The sequence below is a fragment of the Pseudomonas sp. NFX98 genome (genome assembly GCF_047784845.1).
Lineage (GTDB): Bacteria > Pseudomonadota > Gammaproteobacteria > Pseudomonadales > Pseudomonadaceae > Aquipseudomonas.
Genome location: NZ_JBLNNF010000028.1, coordinates 17,617 through 33,489, shown reverse-complemented (window position 1 = coordinate 33,489; position 15,873 = coordinate 17,617). Strand labels below are relative to the sequence as shown.

15 protein-coding genes are annotated in these 15,873 nt (G+C 60.2%); 1 reads left to right on the top strand and 14 read right to left on the bottom strand.

Going from position 1 to position 15,873, the window contains the following annotated elements; genetic code table 11:
• Positions 1–7 precede the first annotated feature (7 nt).
• Positions 8–1,180, bottom strand: a complete 1,173-nt coding sequence (locus ACM110_RS28095) for an O-antigen ligase family protein (protein ID WP_416130334.1) — start codon at positions 1,178–1,180, stop codon at positions 8–10.
• A gap of 148 nt (positions 1,181–1,328) precedes the next feature.
• Here ACM110_RS28095 and ACM110_RS28090 point away from each other — a divergent pair, with 148 nt between their 5' ends.
• Positions 1,329–1,895 carry a toluene tolerance protein gene (locus ACM110_RS28090; RefSeq protein ID WP_416130333.1) on the top strand — a complete coding sequence of 189 codons (567 nt, stop codon included), beginning with the start codon at positions 1,329–1,331 and terminating at the stop codon, positions 1,893–1,895.
• Here ACM110_RS28090 and ACM110_RS28085 read toward each other — a convergent pair.
• The 13 genes from ACM110_RS28085 to waaC form a co-directional block, all read right to left on the bottom strand.
• Positions 1,890–2,984: a glycosyltransferase gene (locus tag ACM110_RS28085; protein WP_416130332.1), complete on the bottom strand. Its 1,095-nt coding sequence runs from the start codon at positions 2,982–2,984 to the stop codon at positions 1,890–1,892. The two genes, ACM110_RS28090 and ACM110_RS28085, sit on opposite strands and share 6 nt — an antisense overlap.
• 5 nt (positions 2,985–2,989) lie before the next feature.
• Positions 2,990–3,946 (bottom strand): glycosyltransferase, encoded by a 957-nt coding sequence (locus ACM110_RS28080; protein ID WP_416130331.1) that lies wholly within the window; start codon positions 3,944–3,946, stop codon positions 2,990–2,992.
• An 84-nt stretch (positions 3,947–4,030) separates the two neighbouring features.
• Positions 4,031–5,431: a PIG-L deacetylase family protein gene (locus tag ACM110_RS28075; RefSeq protein WP_416130330.1), complete on the bottom strand. Its 1,401-nt coding sequence runs from the start codon at positions 5,429–5,431 to the stop codon at positions 4,031–4,033.
• Between the two features lie 8 nt (positions 5,432–5,439).
• Positions 5,440–6,336, bottom strand: coding sequence for an antimicrobial resistance protein Mig-14 (locus tag ACM110_RS28070; protein ID WP_416130329.1), 897 nt, complete (start codon positions 6,334–6,336; stop codon positions 5,440–5,442).
• Entirely contained in the window at positions 6,336–7,466 is a 1,131-nt protein-coding gene (locus tag ACM110_RS28065; protein WP_416130328.1) for a glycosyltransferase, read from the bottom strand. Before ACM110_RS28065 ends, ACM110_RS28070 begins: the two co-directional genes overlap by 1 nt.
• Positions 7,450–9,207: a carbamoyltransferase gene (locus tag ACM110_RS28060; protein WP_416130327.1), complete on the bottom strand. Its 1,758-nt coding sequence runs from the start codon at positions 9,205–9,207 to the stop codon at positions 7,450–7,452. The genes ACM110_RS28065 and ACM110_RS28060 overlap by 17 nt, the downstream gene beginning before the upstream one ends.
• Positions 9,208–9,372: 165 nt before the next feature.
• A complete protein-coding gene (locus tag ACM110_RS28055) occupies positions 9,373–9,708 on the bottom strand; it encodes a YceK/YidQ family lipoprotein (RefSeq protein WP_416130326.1) in 336 nt (111 codons plus the stop codon).
• Between the two features lie 240 nt (positions 9,709–9,948).
• Positions 9,949–11,400 carry a lipopolysaccharide kinase InaA family protein gene (locus tag ACM110_RS28050; protein WP_416130325.1) on the bottom strand — a complete coding sequence of 484 codons (1,452 nt, stop codon included), beginning with the start codon at positions 11,398–11,400 and terminating at the stop codon, positions 9,949–9,951.
• Positions 11,400–12,152, bottom strand: coding sequence for a lipopolysaccharide kinase InaA family protein (locus ACM110_RS28045; RefSeq protein WP_416130324.1), 753 nt, complete (start codon positions 12,150–12,152; stop codon positions 11,400–11,402). Before ACM110_RS28045 ends, ACM110_RS28050 begins: the two co-directional genes overlap by 1 nt.
• The gene (locus tag ACM110_RS28040) at positions 12,149–12,883 is read right to left on the bottom strand and encodes a lipopolysaccharide kinase InaA family protein (RefSeq protein ID WP_416130323.1); all 735 of its coding nucleotides are present in this window, start codon (positions 12,881–12,883) and stop codon (positions 12,149–12,151) included. The genes ACM110_RS28045 and ACM110_RS28040 overlap by 4 nt, the downstream gene beginning before the upstream one ends.
• Positions 12,883–13,689, bottom strand: a complete 807-nt coding sequence (gene rfaP, locus ACM110_RS28035; RefSeq protein WP_416130322.1) for a lipopolysaccharide core heptose(I) kinase RfaP — start codon at positions 13,687–13,689, stop codon at positions 12,883–12,885. The genes ACM110_RS28040 and rfaP overlap by 1 nt, the downstream gene beginning before the upstream one ends.
• Entirely contained in the window at positions 13,690–14,811 is a 1,122-nt protein-coding gene (locus tag ACM110_RS28030) for a glycosyltransferase family 4 protein (protein ID WP_416130321.1), read from the bottom strand.
• The gene (waaC, locus tag ACM110_RS28025; protein WP_338584377.1) at positions 14,811–15,872 is read right to left on the bottom strand and encodes a lipopolysaccharide heptosyltransferase I; all 1,062 of its coding nucleotides are present in this window, start codon (positions 15,870–15,872) and stop codon (positions 14,811–14,813) included. The genes ACM110_RS28030 and waaC overlap by 1 nt, the downstream gene beginning before the upstream one ends.
• Position 15,873 lies beyond the last annotated feature (1 nt).

The following is a 15,873-nucleotide window of genomic DNA, read 5'->3' as shown; positions in this document are numbered from 1 at the left end:
TCACTGGTTAGGTAGAACGCGAAATTTTATCACAGGCGTCGGAATTGGCCCGCGCCCATACCAAAAGACTGGCCAGACCCACGGGCAGCCAGGTGATGAACCATTCTGCACGTGGCGTTCCGGAAAGGCTGGCGGCATCGAATTGCATTGCCAGCGTGGAGAACAACCAGACGCCAATAATCCCCTTCCCATAGTGCGTATCCCGAGATTTCCAGGCCCGGCTCAACACCGCAAGCCAAACGGCACACCACAATAGCAGTCCAGGCAACCCGAGTTCGATCGCCACATGGGTGAACAAATTATGCGCATGGTCAAAATACAGATCAGAGGCAAACACTTTGTAGTCGCCGCCCAAGCCCAGGCCAGTCCATGGATGCTCAGCAATCATCTGCAAACTGGCCACCAGGATCTGCGGGCGATACGACACTCCGCGCGCCACAACCAAGGATTCGAAAAACATCAAAGCCAGGACTGCCACGCCCAATGCAACCGTGGCGATAATCCGACTGCGTCGGTCACGACACCAGACAGGCATGGCGAGTATCGTAAGAAGCAAAGCCAACACGGCACCACGGCTCTGGCTCAGCAGCACGAAAACACACAGCAGGCATAGCGCAATCCCCCAGACCACTTGCACCCTGCCCGTATTCGGAGGCCAAAAAGCAAGCCAGACCGCTGCCAGCCCAATGACATAGCCGCCCAGGATTGGATGGGACAATTCGCCTAACCCCTCAAGGCGCGCGCTCCATACGTTTCCATTTACGCCATAAAACTTGACGATTGCGACTAGCGCCGTCACCGCCAATCCGATTCCGCCCCATTGCATGATGCGGATCACGCGATCAGGCCGGCCATTGGCAAAAACCGGAAAGAACAGCAGGAACACCACGATGTAGAGCAAACGTTTGGCCTCGCGGCCGGCATCCGGCGCGTTCGTCCATGCAAGACTGATCAGCGACCACACCAGTAGCCCGAGCATCGGCAGATAGACCCAGCGTTGCTCATAGAACAATTCCCGCAGCCGGGCGCGTGAGGACCATGAAAACAATATCGCCGGCACCCAAAGCAATGCGACCAGCCCTTGCTGATAGATCTTGTTGGTAGGCGCAACGGCGATGGCCAACAGAAACCACAACAGACCTATCGTCATCCATACTTGCGCCCAGCGTTTTTCTTGCATCAAATTACTCCTGAGAGAGATCGCCCACCCAACCCGGCATGGTTAAAGCTGAAACTTTTCGGCATCATTGCCCACCACAGTGCCCGTTCTTCCAACAAGGCTTTCTACGATGCAATGTTCTGGGCTTCCGCAAGCCGCTTTAAATCAGATGATCGACGGTGCCAAAGTATTGGAGGCCGATAGCTACGGGCCGAAAGTCTACCTGTTGCAGAATGGGAATATTCTGAAACTGTTCCGTCGCAAGCGGATTTTTTCTTCCGCTATGTTGCGCCCCTACTCCAAGCGCTTCATCGATAACGCCGTCGAACTGCAAAAGCTCGGCGTGCCAACCTTGCAGGTTCTGCAGTATTTCCGCCTGAAAACCCCGGGCATGACGGCAGTGCTTTACCAGCCGCTGCCAGGAGAGACCCTGCGCCAGATCGCCAGCAAGGAAGGATTCACCTGGCCGCAGGCCCTGCCAGACCTGGTGGGACTGATACGAAGCCTTCACAAGTCGGGGATCTATTTCCGCTCACTGCACCTGGGCAACATCGTGGTCACGCCCGACAACCGCATGGGCCTCATTGATGTGGCGGACATGCGCTTTCTGCGCGCGCCGCTATCCCGTCATTTGATCAAACGCAACCTGCAGCACTTCGCACGCTATATTGCACGCGAAAACCTGAACGACAGCTTTCCGATGCAAGCACTCGAACAGGCATTGCTGCCGTCATGAAAGCAATGCCCGGGAAGCCTGGCTGAAGCTCAGCCAGGCTTGATCCGGGGCAAGTGCCTGATACTGATCTGCGGCGATCGCCTGGGCGGAAACGCTGAACGCTCGCGCAATGGCGTCGCGCCAGGCACTCACATCCTCGACCGGGGCGTAGCAGCCGGCATCGCCCAGTTGCTCACGGAACACGTCCAGTTCGCTGGCGATTACCGGGACGCCCGCCATCACCGCTTCCTGCATGATCAGTCCCAGGCCTTCGCTCAGCGAGGGCATCGCGATCCAGTCGAAAGCACAATAGAGTTGCGCCACATCATTTACATGGCCCGGCAACAAGACTTTGCCGCGCAACCCCGACGCATCGATTCGCGCCTGCAGTTCGGCACGGGCTGCACCTTCGCCCACAATCATCAATTGCAGATCCGGCCGCTCAGGCAATACCGCCGCGAAGGCATCGATCAGACAGCCAAAACCTTTCCCGGCAACCAGCCGCCCAACGGCACCGAGCACCGGCGTGTTGTCCAGGGGGAGCCCTAAACGGGAACGCGCCTGCCCGCGCGTGAACAGGGCAGAACGGAAGGCGGCAGGATCAAACGCGCTACGCAGCGCCGTGACCGGCCTTTGCAGGTCCTGGCTCAATGACGTCGCGAGGGTCTGCGACACCGCGACCACCGTCAGCCGGGAAGCCGGGAACCGCTGAAAAAGCGCCCGATCCGCCACATGAAGCCGCGTTGATCCATGGAAAAGCACCACCGCACGGAGGTGCGGCAGAGCCTCGATACTGGGCAACAGTGCGCGTGCCACTCCCAGGCCATCAAGCAACAGGACGCGCGCATCACTGACCTTGAGCGCACTTTGCAATTTGTATTGCATCCATGGCCGGGTCAGTCGCCAGAAATGACGCCCTTTCAGTCGGGCAGACGTCAGCCCCCATTCCCGCACCTTGCCGACCTCTACCCCACATTCCGATGCCTGCCCCTGAAGCAACCAGGTTTCAATCGGGACAGAGGCCGGGAGCTGCGACAATATCTGCTGGTGCACCTTATGAGTCGAGGCGAACGGAGCACCGCTGGCCCACATGACGTTAAGAATGCTCATAGCAGTCATATGCCCAACTTCAGGCGGATTTTTTCCAGCAGGCTCAACGGTGCGCGCGCACCCAAAGCAGGCTTGAGTTCCTCGACGATCCGCTGACCGATACGCGCAAAACTGAACTGGCTGACCGCCAGTTCACGACCATTTCGGGCGATACGCTGTGCCAGTTCGGGGTCGCTGCGCAATAGCGCCAGCTTTTCCTGAAGCTGCGCGATGCTTTGATAGAACACAATGTTGTGCATATCCTGCAGCCCCAGTGCCTGGCTTTCCGCCTCGCCCTGGTCATAAGCGAGCAATACACAACCGCAGGCCATGGCCTCGAAATTCTTGATCATGAATTCGCCCATGCCGACATCGGCACTGACGAAAAAGCGGATACGGTTGAGCGTGTCGCGGTACTCCTCACCGGATTTCGTGCGAGTGACCACCAGGGGTTCGACACGGGCCAACTCATCGAGCAGGGCCTTGCGTCCGCTGTAGGCGACACTGTTGGTGCTGCCGACAAAAGCCAGTTCGATATCCCGCTCGCGGCCTTGATCCTCAAGTTGCGTCTGGTCGTAGCCCTTGGGCACGAACACCGCATCGAACCCTTCGCCGCGCAAGCGTTCGGTGACAACGAAACCGGAACTGATGACTCGCGCCCACGGCAGCTGGCGGTAGTGCGCGCTGAACTTGCCGGTGTATTTGCAAGGGATGTAGTTCTGGTACGCATCGTGTTCGAGAATCACCAGGTTGGGGATCGTGCGTATAAACCCGACCTGACGGATTTCCTGCTTGAAGCGCAGGAAAAACACGATGCGGTCATAGCGCGAGACATCGACTTCGCGCCGGAAATAGCCGCGCAGATTGCGCTGTTCACTGCTGCTCAGCCACCGCAGGTCGCACTCGCAATGAGCCGCCACGCCGTCGTACAAACGGTCCAGGATGGCCCGTTGATCTTTCTGCACCAGAAATAGAACTTTCATCGTCTTCCTTGCCGCAACAGGCAAACCGAGCAACACCTGACACCCTTCCTGCTCGCAGCAGGCGGACTTCAGGCCCGTAACACTTTACAAATGCCAGAACAGCTCATGGCGACGCACAGCTTTGCGAAAAAACTCGTTCTCGCCGTAAGGCGAACCGGAGCGCCCGGCCAGCAGTCGCTGCAAGCCGCGACGCAACCGTCGTTTGTACGGGGCCCGGGGCTGCAAGTCATGCATCATCCCCAGCGCCATGGCTTTGTCCCGCTGCTGCGCCTGATCCAGCAGAAGGCAGTAGGGATGCAGCAACGAGGCCGGATCGAACACCGGTGGCAGCGTCACACCGGCACCGCTATCGCCCATTGGCCAGCGATCGTTGTCATGCAGGTGATTGGCGTAGCCGAGCAGCGTCGGCTGCCAGTCGAGCCCGTTCAAGGCTTCGAGAACTGCTGCGTGAGCGCAAATATGATCCGGGTGCGGATCGAGGGTCGGGTGTGGCAGCACGATCACTTCCGGCTGTGCCCGCAGCAGCAGCTCACGCAGGTCGGCCAACAAATTGTTCCAGGTCGGCGCACCGTCGACATCGCCCGGCAAGGCAAACGGGTTCAACTGGCGAAACAACCGGGTGTCGCTCAAGTCCGCTTCGCGCGAACCTGCCGGCTGAGCAGGCGAGGCCTGCATGGCCGCCAGTTGCAAGCAGAAATAGCCCAACTGCACGCAACGGCTTTCAGGCACACCGGCCCAGCGTGGCACGGCAATACTGTCCCAGGCTCGCAAACGGCCTTTGAGCCGAGCGGCCTCGACCTTGCCCAAGCCCATATGCTGATAGTGTTCGGCTTCGATTTCACCGGCAGTCAGTGTGACGACCCAGGTTTCATCGGCTTGACTGTACAAGCCATAGGCCGCCAATTCCGCATCATCGGCATGGGGCGCGATGACCATCACCCGCTGACGTCGGTAATCCGGATGTTCGAAAGCCCACAACACAGGCTCGCCGAGCAATCGGCAAAAACGCCCGCGCAGACGCAATTCCCCTCGTGACAGCACTTGCGCCTGACCACTGAGATTGAGGTAACGCAGGCCGTTCACACCACGCTCGAAAGTTTGTCGGTCCGGGGTATCGCCCCCGGACAACTCAACCATCGGATCTAGAAAACGCCCCAGCCATGTGCTTTTGATCCGCAGCGCCAACACCAGCGTCGCGTCGTCGACCAGCATCACACCGTCGTCCAGTCGCAGGCGGTCGCCGCTCAGATGGACCTTGGGTTTTGGCGTGTAGGGCGGGAAGTTGTACTGGTAATCGTCGTTGGGCGAGTAGAACAGATGATCGGCAAACCAGGCTTCGTGGGCCATCCAGCCCAGCACCGCCAGCACCAGCGGCAACCACCACGCCACCAGCACGCCGATGGCGACCAACACCGCCAGTGCAATCAACAGGCCGATGCGTTTGTTGCGTCGATGGCGCTTGAGCAGTTGCTGTTTGCGGCTCATGGGTTGACTCATACGGTGTAGACCGGCACGGGGTTGCACCAGCGATCCTTGTATTCCCGGTCGGCGCGACCGAAGGAAAAGCGCAAGGGCTTGTCCAGCGCCCGGGCATGTTCCCAGGCACTTTGGGTGTTGAGAAAACTCAGCACGCTGCCGGGGCTGAACTCGCGGGTTTCAGGGTCGACGCCACCATTGATGTACTCGACGCTGATCCACTGCGGCGTCTCGACGCGGTACACCAGTTGAATGGCGATCGGCGCATCGTTGAGGAAAATCACCGATCCGATCAGCAACTCACGCAGCAACTCGATGACCTCGGCCATGCGCTCGGCGCCCGTTGCCGGGAAGCCCCAGCGGCGCTGGAACAAGTCGCAGTAAATCGTCGCCAGTTCGCTACTGGAAAACTCGGACACCGGCCGCACCGTGCCACCCGCCTCTTCCAGCAAACGCAATTCACGGCGCTGGTTGTAGCGAAATTTCTTCGACAGTTCTTCAGGCGTGCGGGCCATGGCCAGTTGTTCGGTCTGCAACTTGATGCCGGTGAAACGGCTTTCGTTCAGCGCCGACAAGTAACGACCGCGATGACGCAGCGGTGCCTGGGCATCTTCAGCGGCCGGCAGAATGATCTCGGCGTTGCCGAGGTCGAACAGGCCTTTTTTTCCGCGACGCTTGAGCACGTCTTTGGACAAGGCAAGGTCGCGTCCCCAAGTCGGGATCGCTGCTTTGACTTCGCCGTTTTGCTCCCAGGCCAGGTAACGCACCGGGATATCGGCCAACTGCGCCAGACGCTCGACCACCATTGGATGGGTCGCGACGCTGCCGCCATAACGCTGCCAGGCCTCGGCGTAAGTCGAGGCATCGGCTACCGACCAGCCACGTTCGCGCCAGCCTTGAAATCGGTTGAGCATCAGCCCCTCGGTGCCAGTTCGATAACGTGTGGCAAATGCCAGAAAGCATCGCGTACCGCGCGGTCGGAAAAGCGTTCGCGCAAGCGGTCGAGCATCAGCTCGGCGCATTGGCGACGTTGCTGATCGTCCATCGCGGCCAGGTGTTGCAGCCCTTGAGCCAGGTGTTCGGCATCGCCCAGCGGGAACAGAATGCCCACGCCCTCGACCACTTCCTTCGCCCCGCCACACGCGGTGGCGAGCAACGGTACGCCGGCGGCCATGGCTTCGAGCAGCACCATGCCGAACGGCTCGTGATCAGAACTCAGGGCGAACACGTCAAATGCACGGAAATACCGCCGCGCTTCGGGCACCTGGCCTAGGAACAACACGCGATCGCCAATTCCCAACTCGCGGGCCTGGGCCTTGAGGTCTTGCTCCAGGCGGCCGCTACCGAGAATCACCAACTGGCTGCTGGCCGGCAACCCCGGCAGCGCCGCGGCAAAACCGTCCAGCAATGTGGCCTGATCCTTGTCCGGATGCAGCCGTCCGACGTTGCCGACCACCCAGGCATCCGGCGCCAGCCCGAGAATTTCCCGAGCCTCGCGAGCCGTCACCTGGCTGTCCTGCAACGTTTGCACATCGATACGGTTGTAGAGCGTCTGAATCCGCGACGCCGACCACTTTGGCAGGCAACGGCGCATGTCATCGCGCACCGCATCGGACACCCCGAGCAGGCTCAGGCGCTTGCGGAAAATCTGCGCGAACAGCTTGCGCGTGCCGCGTTTGTAATCGTCAAACGCGTGATGCACGCCAATCACCGGCAACGACGTGCCGAGCAAGGCGATGTAGATCGGCTTGAAGCGATGGGCGATGCAGAAACTGAAATTGCGTGAAGCGGCGATCTTGCGCAGATCGCCGATGGCACCCAGCTTCAGGCCACGAATGGCCCTGGAGCTGTATTCCATGAACAACACTTCGTCGGAAGCGCAACCCGCGGCGACTTCGGCGTCGGCGACCCCGGTGAGAAACACCGTGGTCACGCGATAACCGGTCCCCGCGAACAGGCTGGCGTACTGCCGGGCACAGTCCAGAAACGGCCCGTCATAGCCGTGGCAGAACTGCAACACATGGCGTTCAGCCGAGCGTGTCATAGGTGTTCGCGCCCTCTTTGACCACCAGGATGTCTTCCATGATCAGATACTGTAGATCCGATCCGAAGAACATGTTCAGTGCATCGGTCGGCGAGCAGATCATCGGTTCGCCACGACGGTTGAGCGAGGTGTTCAGCGACACGCCGTTGCCGGTCAGTACTTCCAGCGCCTTCATCATGTCGTAGTAGCGCGGGTTGTATTCGCGCTTGAGCACCTGGGCCCGGGAAGTGCCGTCTTCGTGGACGACTTCCGGCACGCGGGTTTTCCACTCTTCCGCCACTTCGAAGGTGAAAGTCATGAACGGTGCCGGGTGATCGATCTTGATCATCTGTGGCGCGACGGTGTCGAGCATCGACGGGCAGAAAGGCCTCCAGCGCTCGCGGAACTTGATCTGGTGGTTGATGCGGTCAGCCACGCCGGGAATGCTCGGGCAACCGATGATCGAACGACCGCCGAGTGCGCGCGGACCGAACTCCATGCGGCCCTGGAACCAGGCCACCGGGTTGCCATCGACCATGATCCTGGCGATCTGCTCCGGCATGTTGTCAAGCTTGCGCCAGGTCGGCTTGTTCTCGTGACGGGCGCACGCGGCAATCACGTCTTCGTTGCTGTACGACGGGCCGAGGTAGACGTGTTCCATCTTCTCGACCGGTACGCCACGGGCGTGAGACACATAGGCAGCAGCACCGACGGCGGTGCCGGCATCACCGGACGCAGGCTGTACGAACAGCTCTTTGACGTCGTCGCGGGCAATGATTTTCTGGTTCAACTTGACGTTCAACGCACAGCCACCGGCATAGGCCAGTTTGCCCGTTTCCTTGAGCACGTCGCCCAGGTAGTGGTCGATCATCTGCAGCGAAATTTTTTCGAACAGCGCTTGAATGCTGGCGGCGTAGTGGATGTACGGCTCGTCGGCGATGTCGCCTTCGCGCTTCGGACCCAGCCACTCGATCAGCTTCGGCGAGAAGTAATAACCCTTGCCCTTCTCTTTATAACGACGCAGGCCGATGACGTTGGCGTAGTCGGTGTTGATTACCAGCTCGCCGTTTTCGAACGAGGCCAAGCGCGAAAAATCGTATTTGCTGGCGTCGCCGTACGGCGCCATGCCCATGACCTTGAACTCACCGTCGAGCATATCGAAACCGAGGAACTCGGTGATCGCGCCGTAAAGGCCGCCGAGGGAGTCCGGATCGAAGAATTCCTTGATCTTGTGGATCTTGCCGTTTTCGCCATAACCGAAGAAGGTCGTGGCGTACTCACCCTTGCCGTCGATGCCCAGGATCGCGGTTTTCTCTTTGAAACCGGAGCAGTGATAAGCGCTGGAGGCGTGGGCCAGGTGATGTTCGACCGGCTCGATCTTGATCTTCTTCGGATCGAAACCCAGTTGTTCCAGGCACCAGACGATCTTGTTGCGATAGCGCTTGTAGCGACGGTTGCCCATCAGGATCGCGTCGAGCGCACGATCCGGGGCGTACCAGTAACGCTTGGCGTACTGCCAGCGAGCCTTGCCGAACAGGCTGATCGGAGCGAACGGGATCGCTACCACGTCAACGTCCGAAGGCTTGATGCCGGCCTGTTCCAGGCAGAACTTCGCCGATTCGTAGGGCATGCGGTTCTTTGCATGTTTATCGCGCACAAAGCGCTCTTCTTCAGCCGCCGCGACCAGCTTGCCGTCGATGTACAAGGCTGCGGAAGGATCATGGCTAAGGGCGCCGGACAGGCCAAGAATCGTCAATGCCACAGGGGTCTAGCCTCTTTAGTCTGCGTGCAGGCGCAACGCGCCTCAAAAATTAATGTGCCCTCGCAAGGGGCGAGAGACAGCTAAAGGGCGGGATTATAGCTTAAAAGCGGCGGCAAGCCTCTAGCGGCTAACGGCGTGCTTTTTCGGCCATGACCTTGCCGGTGTTTATCCGCGCGCGGGTCGCCAGTAGATAAGGATATTGCCGTCCACGCCTTGCCGGTAAATCGTGTACGGCAAGACAACGGTGTCCAGAGCGCCGGACAAGGTCAGGTCCAGCAATACAAGTGGTACGAGGATTCCCGTGGGATCGGGCGGTGCATTCAACACAAAGAAATCGTAGGAGAGGCCGCTGTAAACCCTGGGAATGGACTGGCAATAGGTTTTTTGCCTTCGCAGCCCTTGGGCCGCGTCGGAATCGCCCTGCAGAACCGTTACGGCGGTCCCGCAGCCGGTCAAAGCCAGCGAGATAGCGCCCGATGCAACTGCCATTTTTATTGTCAAAGTCTGCCCTCCGAGAACGTCAGGGCAAACTAGCATCGGGGTGGATCGGGCCACAGTTCATGGCTTCCGAAGATTACGTAGGACGGTTCACAAGGACTTGTCCCATTTCTCGAGCGACCTTTCGGGCCTCATCGCGAGCAGGCTCGCTCCTACAGTTGGTCAGCGGCGAACACAAATGATGTACTCAACCCAGATCCCTTGTAGGAGCGAGCCTGCTCGCGATAGGGCCGAAGGCCCGATTCAGGCCGCGCTGGAAATGTCCTTGGGCAAACGCTGATCGATAACCTGATACAGCGCACTGCTTTCCGGCCAATTCCGCATGAACCGCGCCCGATCTCGCGCATACGCCGGTGCAAAACTGGCGAGCGAACCGTGTTGGCACATCGAATCCAGATCGATCAGCGCCCAGCGGTCCTCCTGCCAGAACAGGTTGTGACCCTTGAAGTCGCCATGACTGATGCGCTCACGAATCAGTTCGGCAAACAAATGATCCAGTGCCGCCAGTTCGGATTCCGGTGCGTCACCGCTTTCAGCATACGGCGCAAAGCGCTCGATGATGTCCGGCCCAGGCAGATGTTCGGTGATCAGATACGCGCGGCTGCGCAACCACAGAAAGCGCTTTTCCAGCAACGCCAGCGGCTTGGGTGTGGCAATCCCGAGGAACGCCAGGCGATTGCCTTCGCGCCAGGAGTGCCAGGCGCGGCTCGGGCGCCAGAAGCGTTTGAGCCAGTGGGCAAACCCCTTGATGTTGTAGCGCTTGATCACCAGCGTGCGGCCATCCACCTCGACCTTGCCGACGCTTGCCGCGCCGCCGGTCTTGTACAAGTGGCCCTGATCGAGCAAGGCATCGGCCTGTTCCAGCACCGGCAACATCGCCGCTTCTTCCTCGCGACGAATCGCCCGCAAGCCGAACGCGTCGCGCTGGACGCTGAACAGCGTGCATTCGCGACCGACCTTGATGAGGAAGTCCTTGAGGCGCCAGCTGCGGACCTTGTCGATCTGCTTCTGTAACGCTTCCATGGGCAAGGCATGCTCGCCATTGCTCAGCAGGTAGTAGACCAACAACTCTTCGGTAAACGGCTCCAGCGATTTGGGCAATTGAGCGAAAAACACCCCGAGGTTTTCCAGGACTTTCTGTCGCGACAGCGGCTGGCCTGGCGTTTCGGTGCAGATTCCGGCGCCATCGATCAAATACAGACGATTGCCCTGGCGCAGCAGGTTGTCCAGGTGCAGGTCTTCCTGCCACAGGCCTTTGCGGTGCATCTGGCCGATCGCGCCCAAGGCTTGCGCCAGCACCGCCGTTTGCTCATCGGCCAACACCGGTAGGTGCTCGACCTGCTGCCAGGCATCACCGAGGCTGGCGGCGTTTTCCAGAAACTCGAACAACAGCCAACCACCCTCGCCGTCCTTGAGCCCATCGGCCAACAGCAGCGGTGTGGTCAAGCCTTGCGCCGCCAGCAGGCGCACGCCATCCAGTTCCCGCTGAAAATGCCGCGCCGCTTTGGCACCGACCAACAATTTGGCCAGCACCGGACGGCCACGCCAGACACCGGCACCGACATATCGCTGCCCGGGCAACACCCGCAACAGACTCAGCAGTTGCAAATCCGCCGGTCCGGCGGCATCGGCCAGTGAAAGGCTCAGCGGCAGCGTCGGGCTGCGGCCGGCATTCTTCAGTTCTGACAAACGCATCAACGTTTCCCCTTGCGGTTACGCCGTGCGGTCAGGCGATTGAGCCAAGTGTCGATCAGCGAACTGTCCTGCGGCTGTTCCAGATACGCGGCCAGCAAAATGCGCAACTGTGCTTCGCTCCACTCGGGCGCCCGTCGCAACAGAGGCTCCAGATCCTTGACCCGGTCACGCTGACCGAACAGTAACGGCCGGGTCTTTTCCAGATCGATCAGTTGGGCCTGATAGCCGTCGCCGGAGGCGCACAGAAAAATGTGCTTGGGATAAAAGCAGCCATGCACCTGACGCTTGCCGTGAAGGCGCTGCGCCAGTTTTCCGCAGGCCTGCATGATGGCGTTGTGTTGCGCCTCGCTCAGCTCCGACCAGCGCTGCAACAACGAATCCAGATCATCCCAACCGTCCAGAGCGCGGGTGAGCAAGACTGCCCGGACCTCGCCGTCGACTTTGCGCTCTCCGAAGAACGCCGCCTTCAGCGCCGGAATACCGAGTCTTTCATAGCGGCTGATGTTGCGAAATTCCCGGGCGAAGCTCGGCTCACCGAAGGGCGCGTGCAACGTGTGCATCTGGTAGTTGCTCTGGCGCTTGAGGTAAAAGCCCTGACCCTCCAGATCGAGTCGAAACACGCTGCTCCAGCCACCGCGAAGGGTGTTGGGCTCGTCCACGGCTTCGAGTTGCCGGGCCCACAGTGCGTCGAACGTACCGAGGCCGTGGCGTTCAAGCAACGCACGGTCTTCGGCAGCCAGAAAATCAGTCATTCGCGTCCCTCGAAAAATCTCACCACGTGCCGGATGCGCTTCTTGTCGGCGGCATTGAGCCGGGTCCGTTGGCAATATTGCAGATAAAAGCGCAGGCGCTGGGTGGTCGACAATTGATACTTGGCGACCTTGTCCAGGCAGGCCAGGTCCTTGGTGATGCGGTACTTGAGCCAGAAACCGCTCCAGAAATCGCCGTTCGGACAATCGATCAGGAACAACCGGGCATGGTCGTCGATCAGCAGGTTGCGCCACTTCAAATCGTTATGGGTGAAACGGTGCTCGTGCATGGTCCGGGTGTAGCCGGCCAACTGGCGGCTGACGGTGTCGACCCAGGCGCGGTCGGCGAGCTTGGGATCGTGCCGCTCGGCCAGCGCCGACAAATCCTCGGTATTTGGCAATTCACGGGTAATCATTGCGCCACGATCGTACGCTGCACCACGACGTTCCAACCCCCACGCCACCACTTCGGCGGTGGGAATCCCCCACTTGGCGAAGCGCTTGAGGTTCTGCCATTCCATCTTCACCCGGGGCTTGCCCAGATAACGGCGCAAGCCCTTGCCGGCACCCACGTAGCGTTTTACGTAATAATTGACGCCATTGCGCTGAACGCGGATGACCTCGGACAACGGGTCGCGGGTCAGGCGCTCGCCCTCAAGCGCAAATACCGCTTCGAGGCTGCCGAAATCGTCCGCCAGGTCCCGGTACTCAGGCTCCAGTTTCCAACCCGCCATCAGAGGGCGTCCCCGTATCGCTGCTTGCGATCGTAGAGTTTGTTGGCCTTGCCTTCGAGCCAGCTCAACAGTCCGGCTTCCTCACTGAGAATCTGCCGCAGCGGTTGCTGGAAATAGCCTTTGAGGAAGCGAAATTTGTCGCGACGGGTCAGGCCGATATCCAGCGCCGAAAAGTACAGCGCCGCCAGATCCTTGTTGCGCCAGCGCGCGGTGATCGCCGGACGGGTTTGGGCGCGGTGCAGGTCGATCACCGAGAGTTTGAAGTCTTCAGCGGTCACCGGTTTGTCGGTGTGCAGCAGAAAGTGGCAGATGTAGCAGTCGCGGTGATTGACCCCGGCGCGGTGCATCATGCCGGTCATGCGCGCCACTTCAGCGATCAGTGCACGCTTGAGTTTTGGCTCGGGCGGCTGCTTGCTCCAGTTGATGCTGAAGTCTTCGAGGCTGACGGTCGGTGCCAGTTCTTCGGTGACGATGAACGAATGCTGATCCGCCGGGTTGCTGCCCTTTTCGCCGTAAGCGACGGCGGTCATGGTTGGCACGCCGACTTCTTGCAGGCGCTGGATGGCGATCCACTCCTGGCCTGCACCGAGTACCGGCAATTTGGCGGTGAGCAGGTTCTTGAAGATTTCGCCCCAGCCAATTCCACGGTGGATCTTCACGAAAAACCCGTTGCCGTCCACTTCAGTGCGCAGGGTCCGGCGAGCTTCAAGTTCGCGGTATACCTCGCCCTGCAAGCCTTCGACTTCGGCGAACGGGTCGCGTCCGGCCCAAAGGCTCTTGAACGGTTCAGCCAGCATCAACTTCATTTAAGCGTGCTCCGCCAGAATCACATCGGCCGCGTGCTGCGGCATGCTGTAGAGGTCGGCCGTCTCGGCGAAGGCCAGACCGTTGCGGCTCCAGGCCGCCCGTGCTTGAGCGTCGTTCAACATGCCGGTCAGGTACTGTGTCAGTTGCGCCTGTTCGAACGGTTCGTCCAGTACCAGGCCGGCATCGGCCTCGGCAATGTAATGGGCGTAACCACAGACTGCGCTCACCAATACCGGCAACCCGGCCACCAGCGCTTCAAGCAGCACGGTGCCGGTGTTTTCGTTGTATGCCGGGTGAATCAACAGATCGGCGCCCAACAGGAAACGCGGAATATCGCTGCGACCCTTGAGGAACGTCACGTTGTCGCCAAGCCCCAATGTGGCGCTCTGCATCTGGAACAATTTGGGGTCGTCCTGACCGATTACAAACAGCCGGGTGCGTTTCTTCAGATCAGCGGGCAATGCCGCCAGCGCCTTGAGGCTGCGATCCACACCCTTGGTCTTGAACCCGGAGCCGATCTGCACCAGCAACAGCTCATCGTCCTTGAGGTTGAATTCGGCGCGGAACCCGGCGCGAATTTCATCAGCATCCGCTGGACGGCGACGGTCCTGGGCGATGCCCGGCGGCAGCAGATGGAAGCGCTCCAGCGGCGTGTCGTAATGTTTGATGAACAGCGGCTGCTGCACTTCGGAAATCATCAGCACTTCAGTCTTTGCATCTTTGGCGAACACCGCGCGTTCGTACTCGGCGAAGTGGCGATAGCGACCCCAGCGGCGGTACAGCGAGTTACGCAGGTTCTGCGCCTTGTCTTCGAAACAACCGTCGGCGGCGTAGTAGACGTCCAGGCCCGGCATCTTGTTGAAGCCGATCAGACGGTCCACCGGACGCTTGGCCAGGTCCGCTTCCATCCACTCGCTGAGCTTTTCGTTGCGACGATGGTTGAAGAACGCCTTGACCGGCGCCACCAGCACTTCGAACCCCGGCGGCACGTCGCCTTCCCAGATCAGCGTGTAGACACGGATCTGGTGGCCGCGCTTCTGGCACTCCAGGGCGATGCGCATGAAGTCGCGCTGCAAGCCACCAAACGGAAAGTACTTGTACAGGACAAATGCCAATTGCATCAGCGCAACTCCTCAGCCAGTAACAACGTGCTCAGTCGGCTGGCGACACGCTCGGGATTCAGACGCGTGAAGCACAGTGGCCACTCGCGCTTAAGGTCAAACTGACGGGCATCTTCAGCCGTCGGTTGATAAGTGCATTTCTTTTGCAGGCACGGCGCGCACGGGAAGTCGCTGGCCAGGTGAATCTGCGACTTGCCATAGGCGCCGGTCAGGCCGGGGTTGGTCGGACCGAACAGCGACAGCGTCGGCACATCCAGCGCAGCGGCCAGGTGACCGAGACCGGTGTCCACCGCCACGCACGCCTGCGCGCCGGCCAGCACCTTGCCGACACCGGCCAGATTCAGCTTCGGCAACACTTCGGCATGTTTGAAACCCGCGGCGATGCGCTCGGCGCGGGCCTTCTCCGCCGCGTTGCCCCACGGCAGTTTCACGCCTACACCGAGATAGCCGACACGTTCGGTCAGCTCACGCCAATAGGCTTCAGGCCAGTGTTTGGTGTCCCAGGTGGTGCCGTGCAGGAACAGCACGTAAGGATTCTTGCGCGGCAATTCCACCAGGCGCTCGACACTCAAGCCATAGTCACCCAAACCTTTGGGCAGGTCGTAGCCCAGGGCGATGGCGAACAACTGCCGCACCCGCTCCACTGCGTGCTGACCACGGGCAACCGCCAGGCGTCGATTGTAGAAACGTGCAGCGATCGGCTCGCGCGCGGACGCTTTATCGAGGCCTGCCACGGGCGCTTTCACATAACGGGTCAGCAAAGCGCTTTTCAGCAGGCCCTGGGCATCGATGACCAAATCGTATTTAGTCGCGCGAAGGCTTTGCTTGAAACGCTTCCACTCACCGCTCTTGATGGTTTGCCAGATGTTCTTGCGCCAGCGACGGATCGCCACCGGAATCACCTTGCCCACCGCCGGGTGCCAGGTCGGGATTTCGGCGAAGCCTTCTTCCACCACCCAGTCGAATTTGATGCCGGGAATCGCCCGCGCCGCGTCGGTCAGCGCCGGCAACGCGTGAATCACGTCGCCCAGCGATGAAGTCTTGATCAGCAGTACGCGCAAA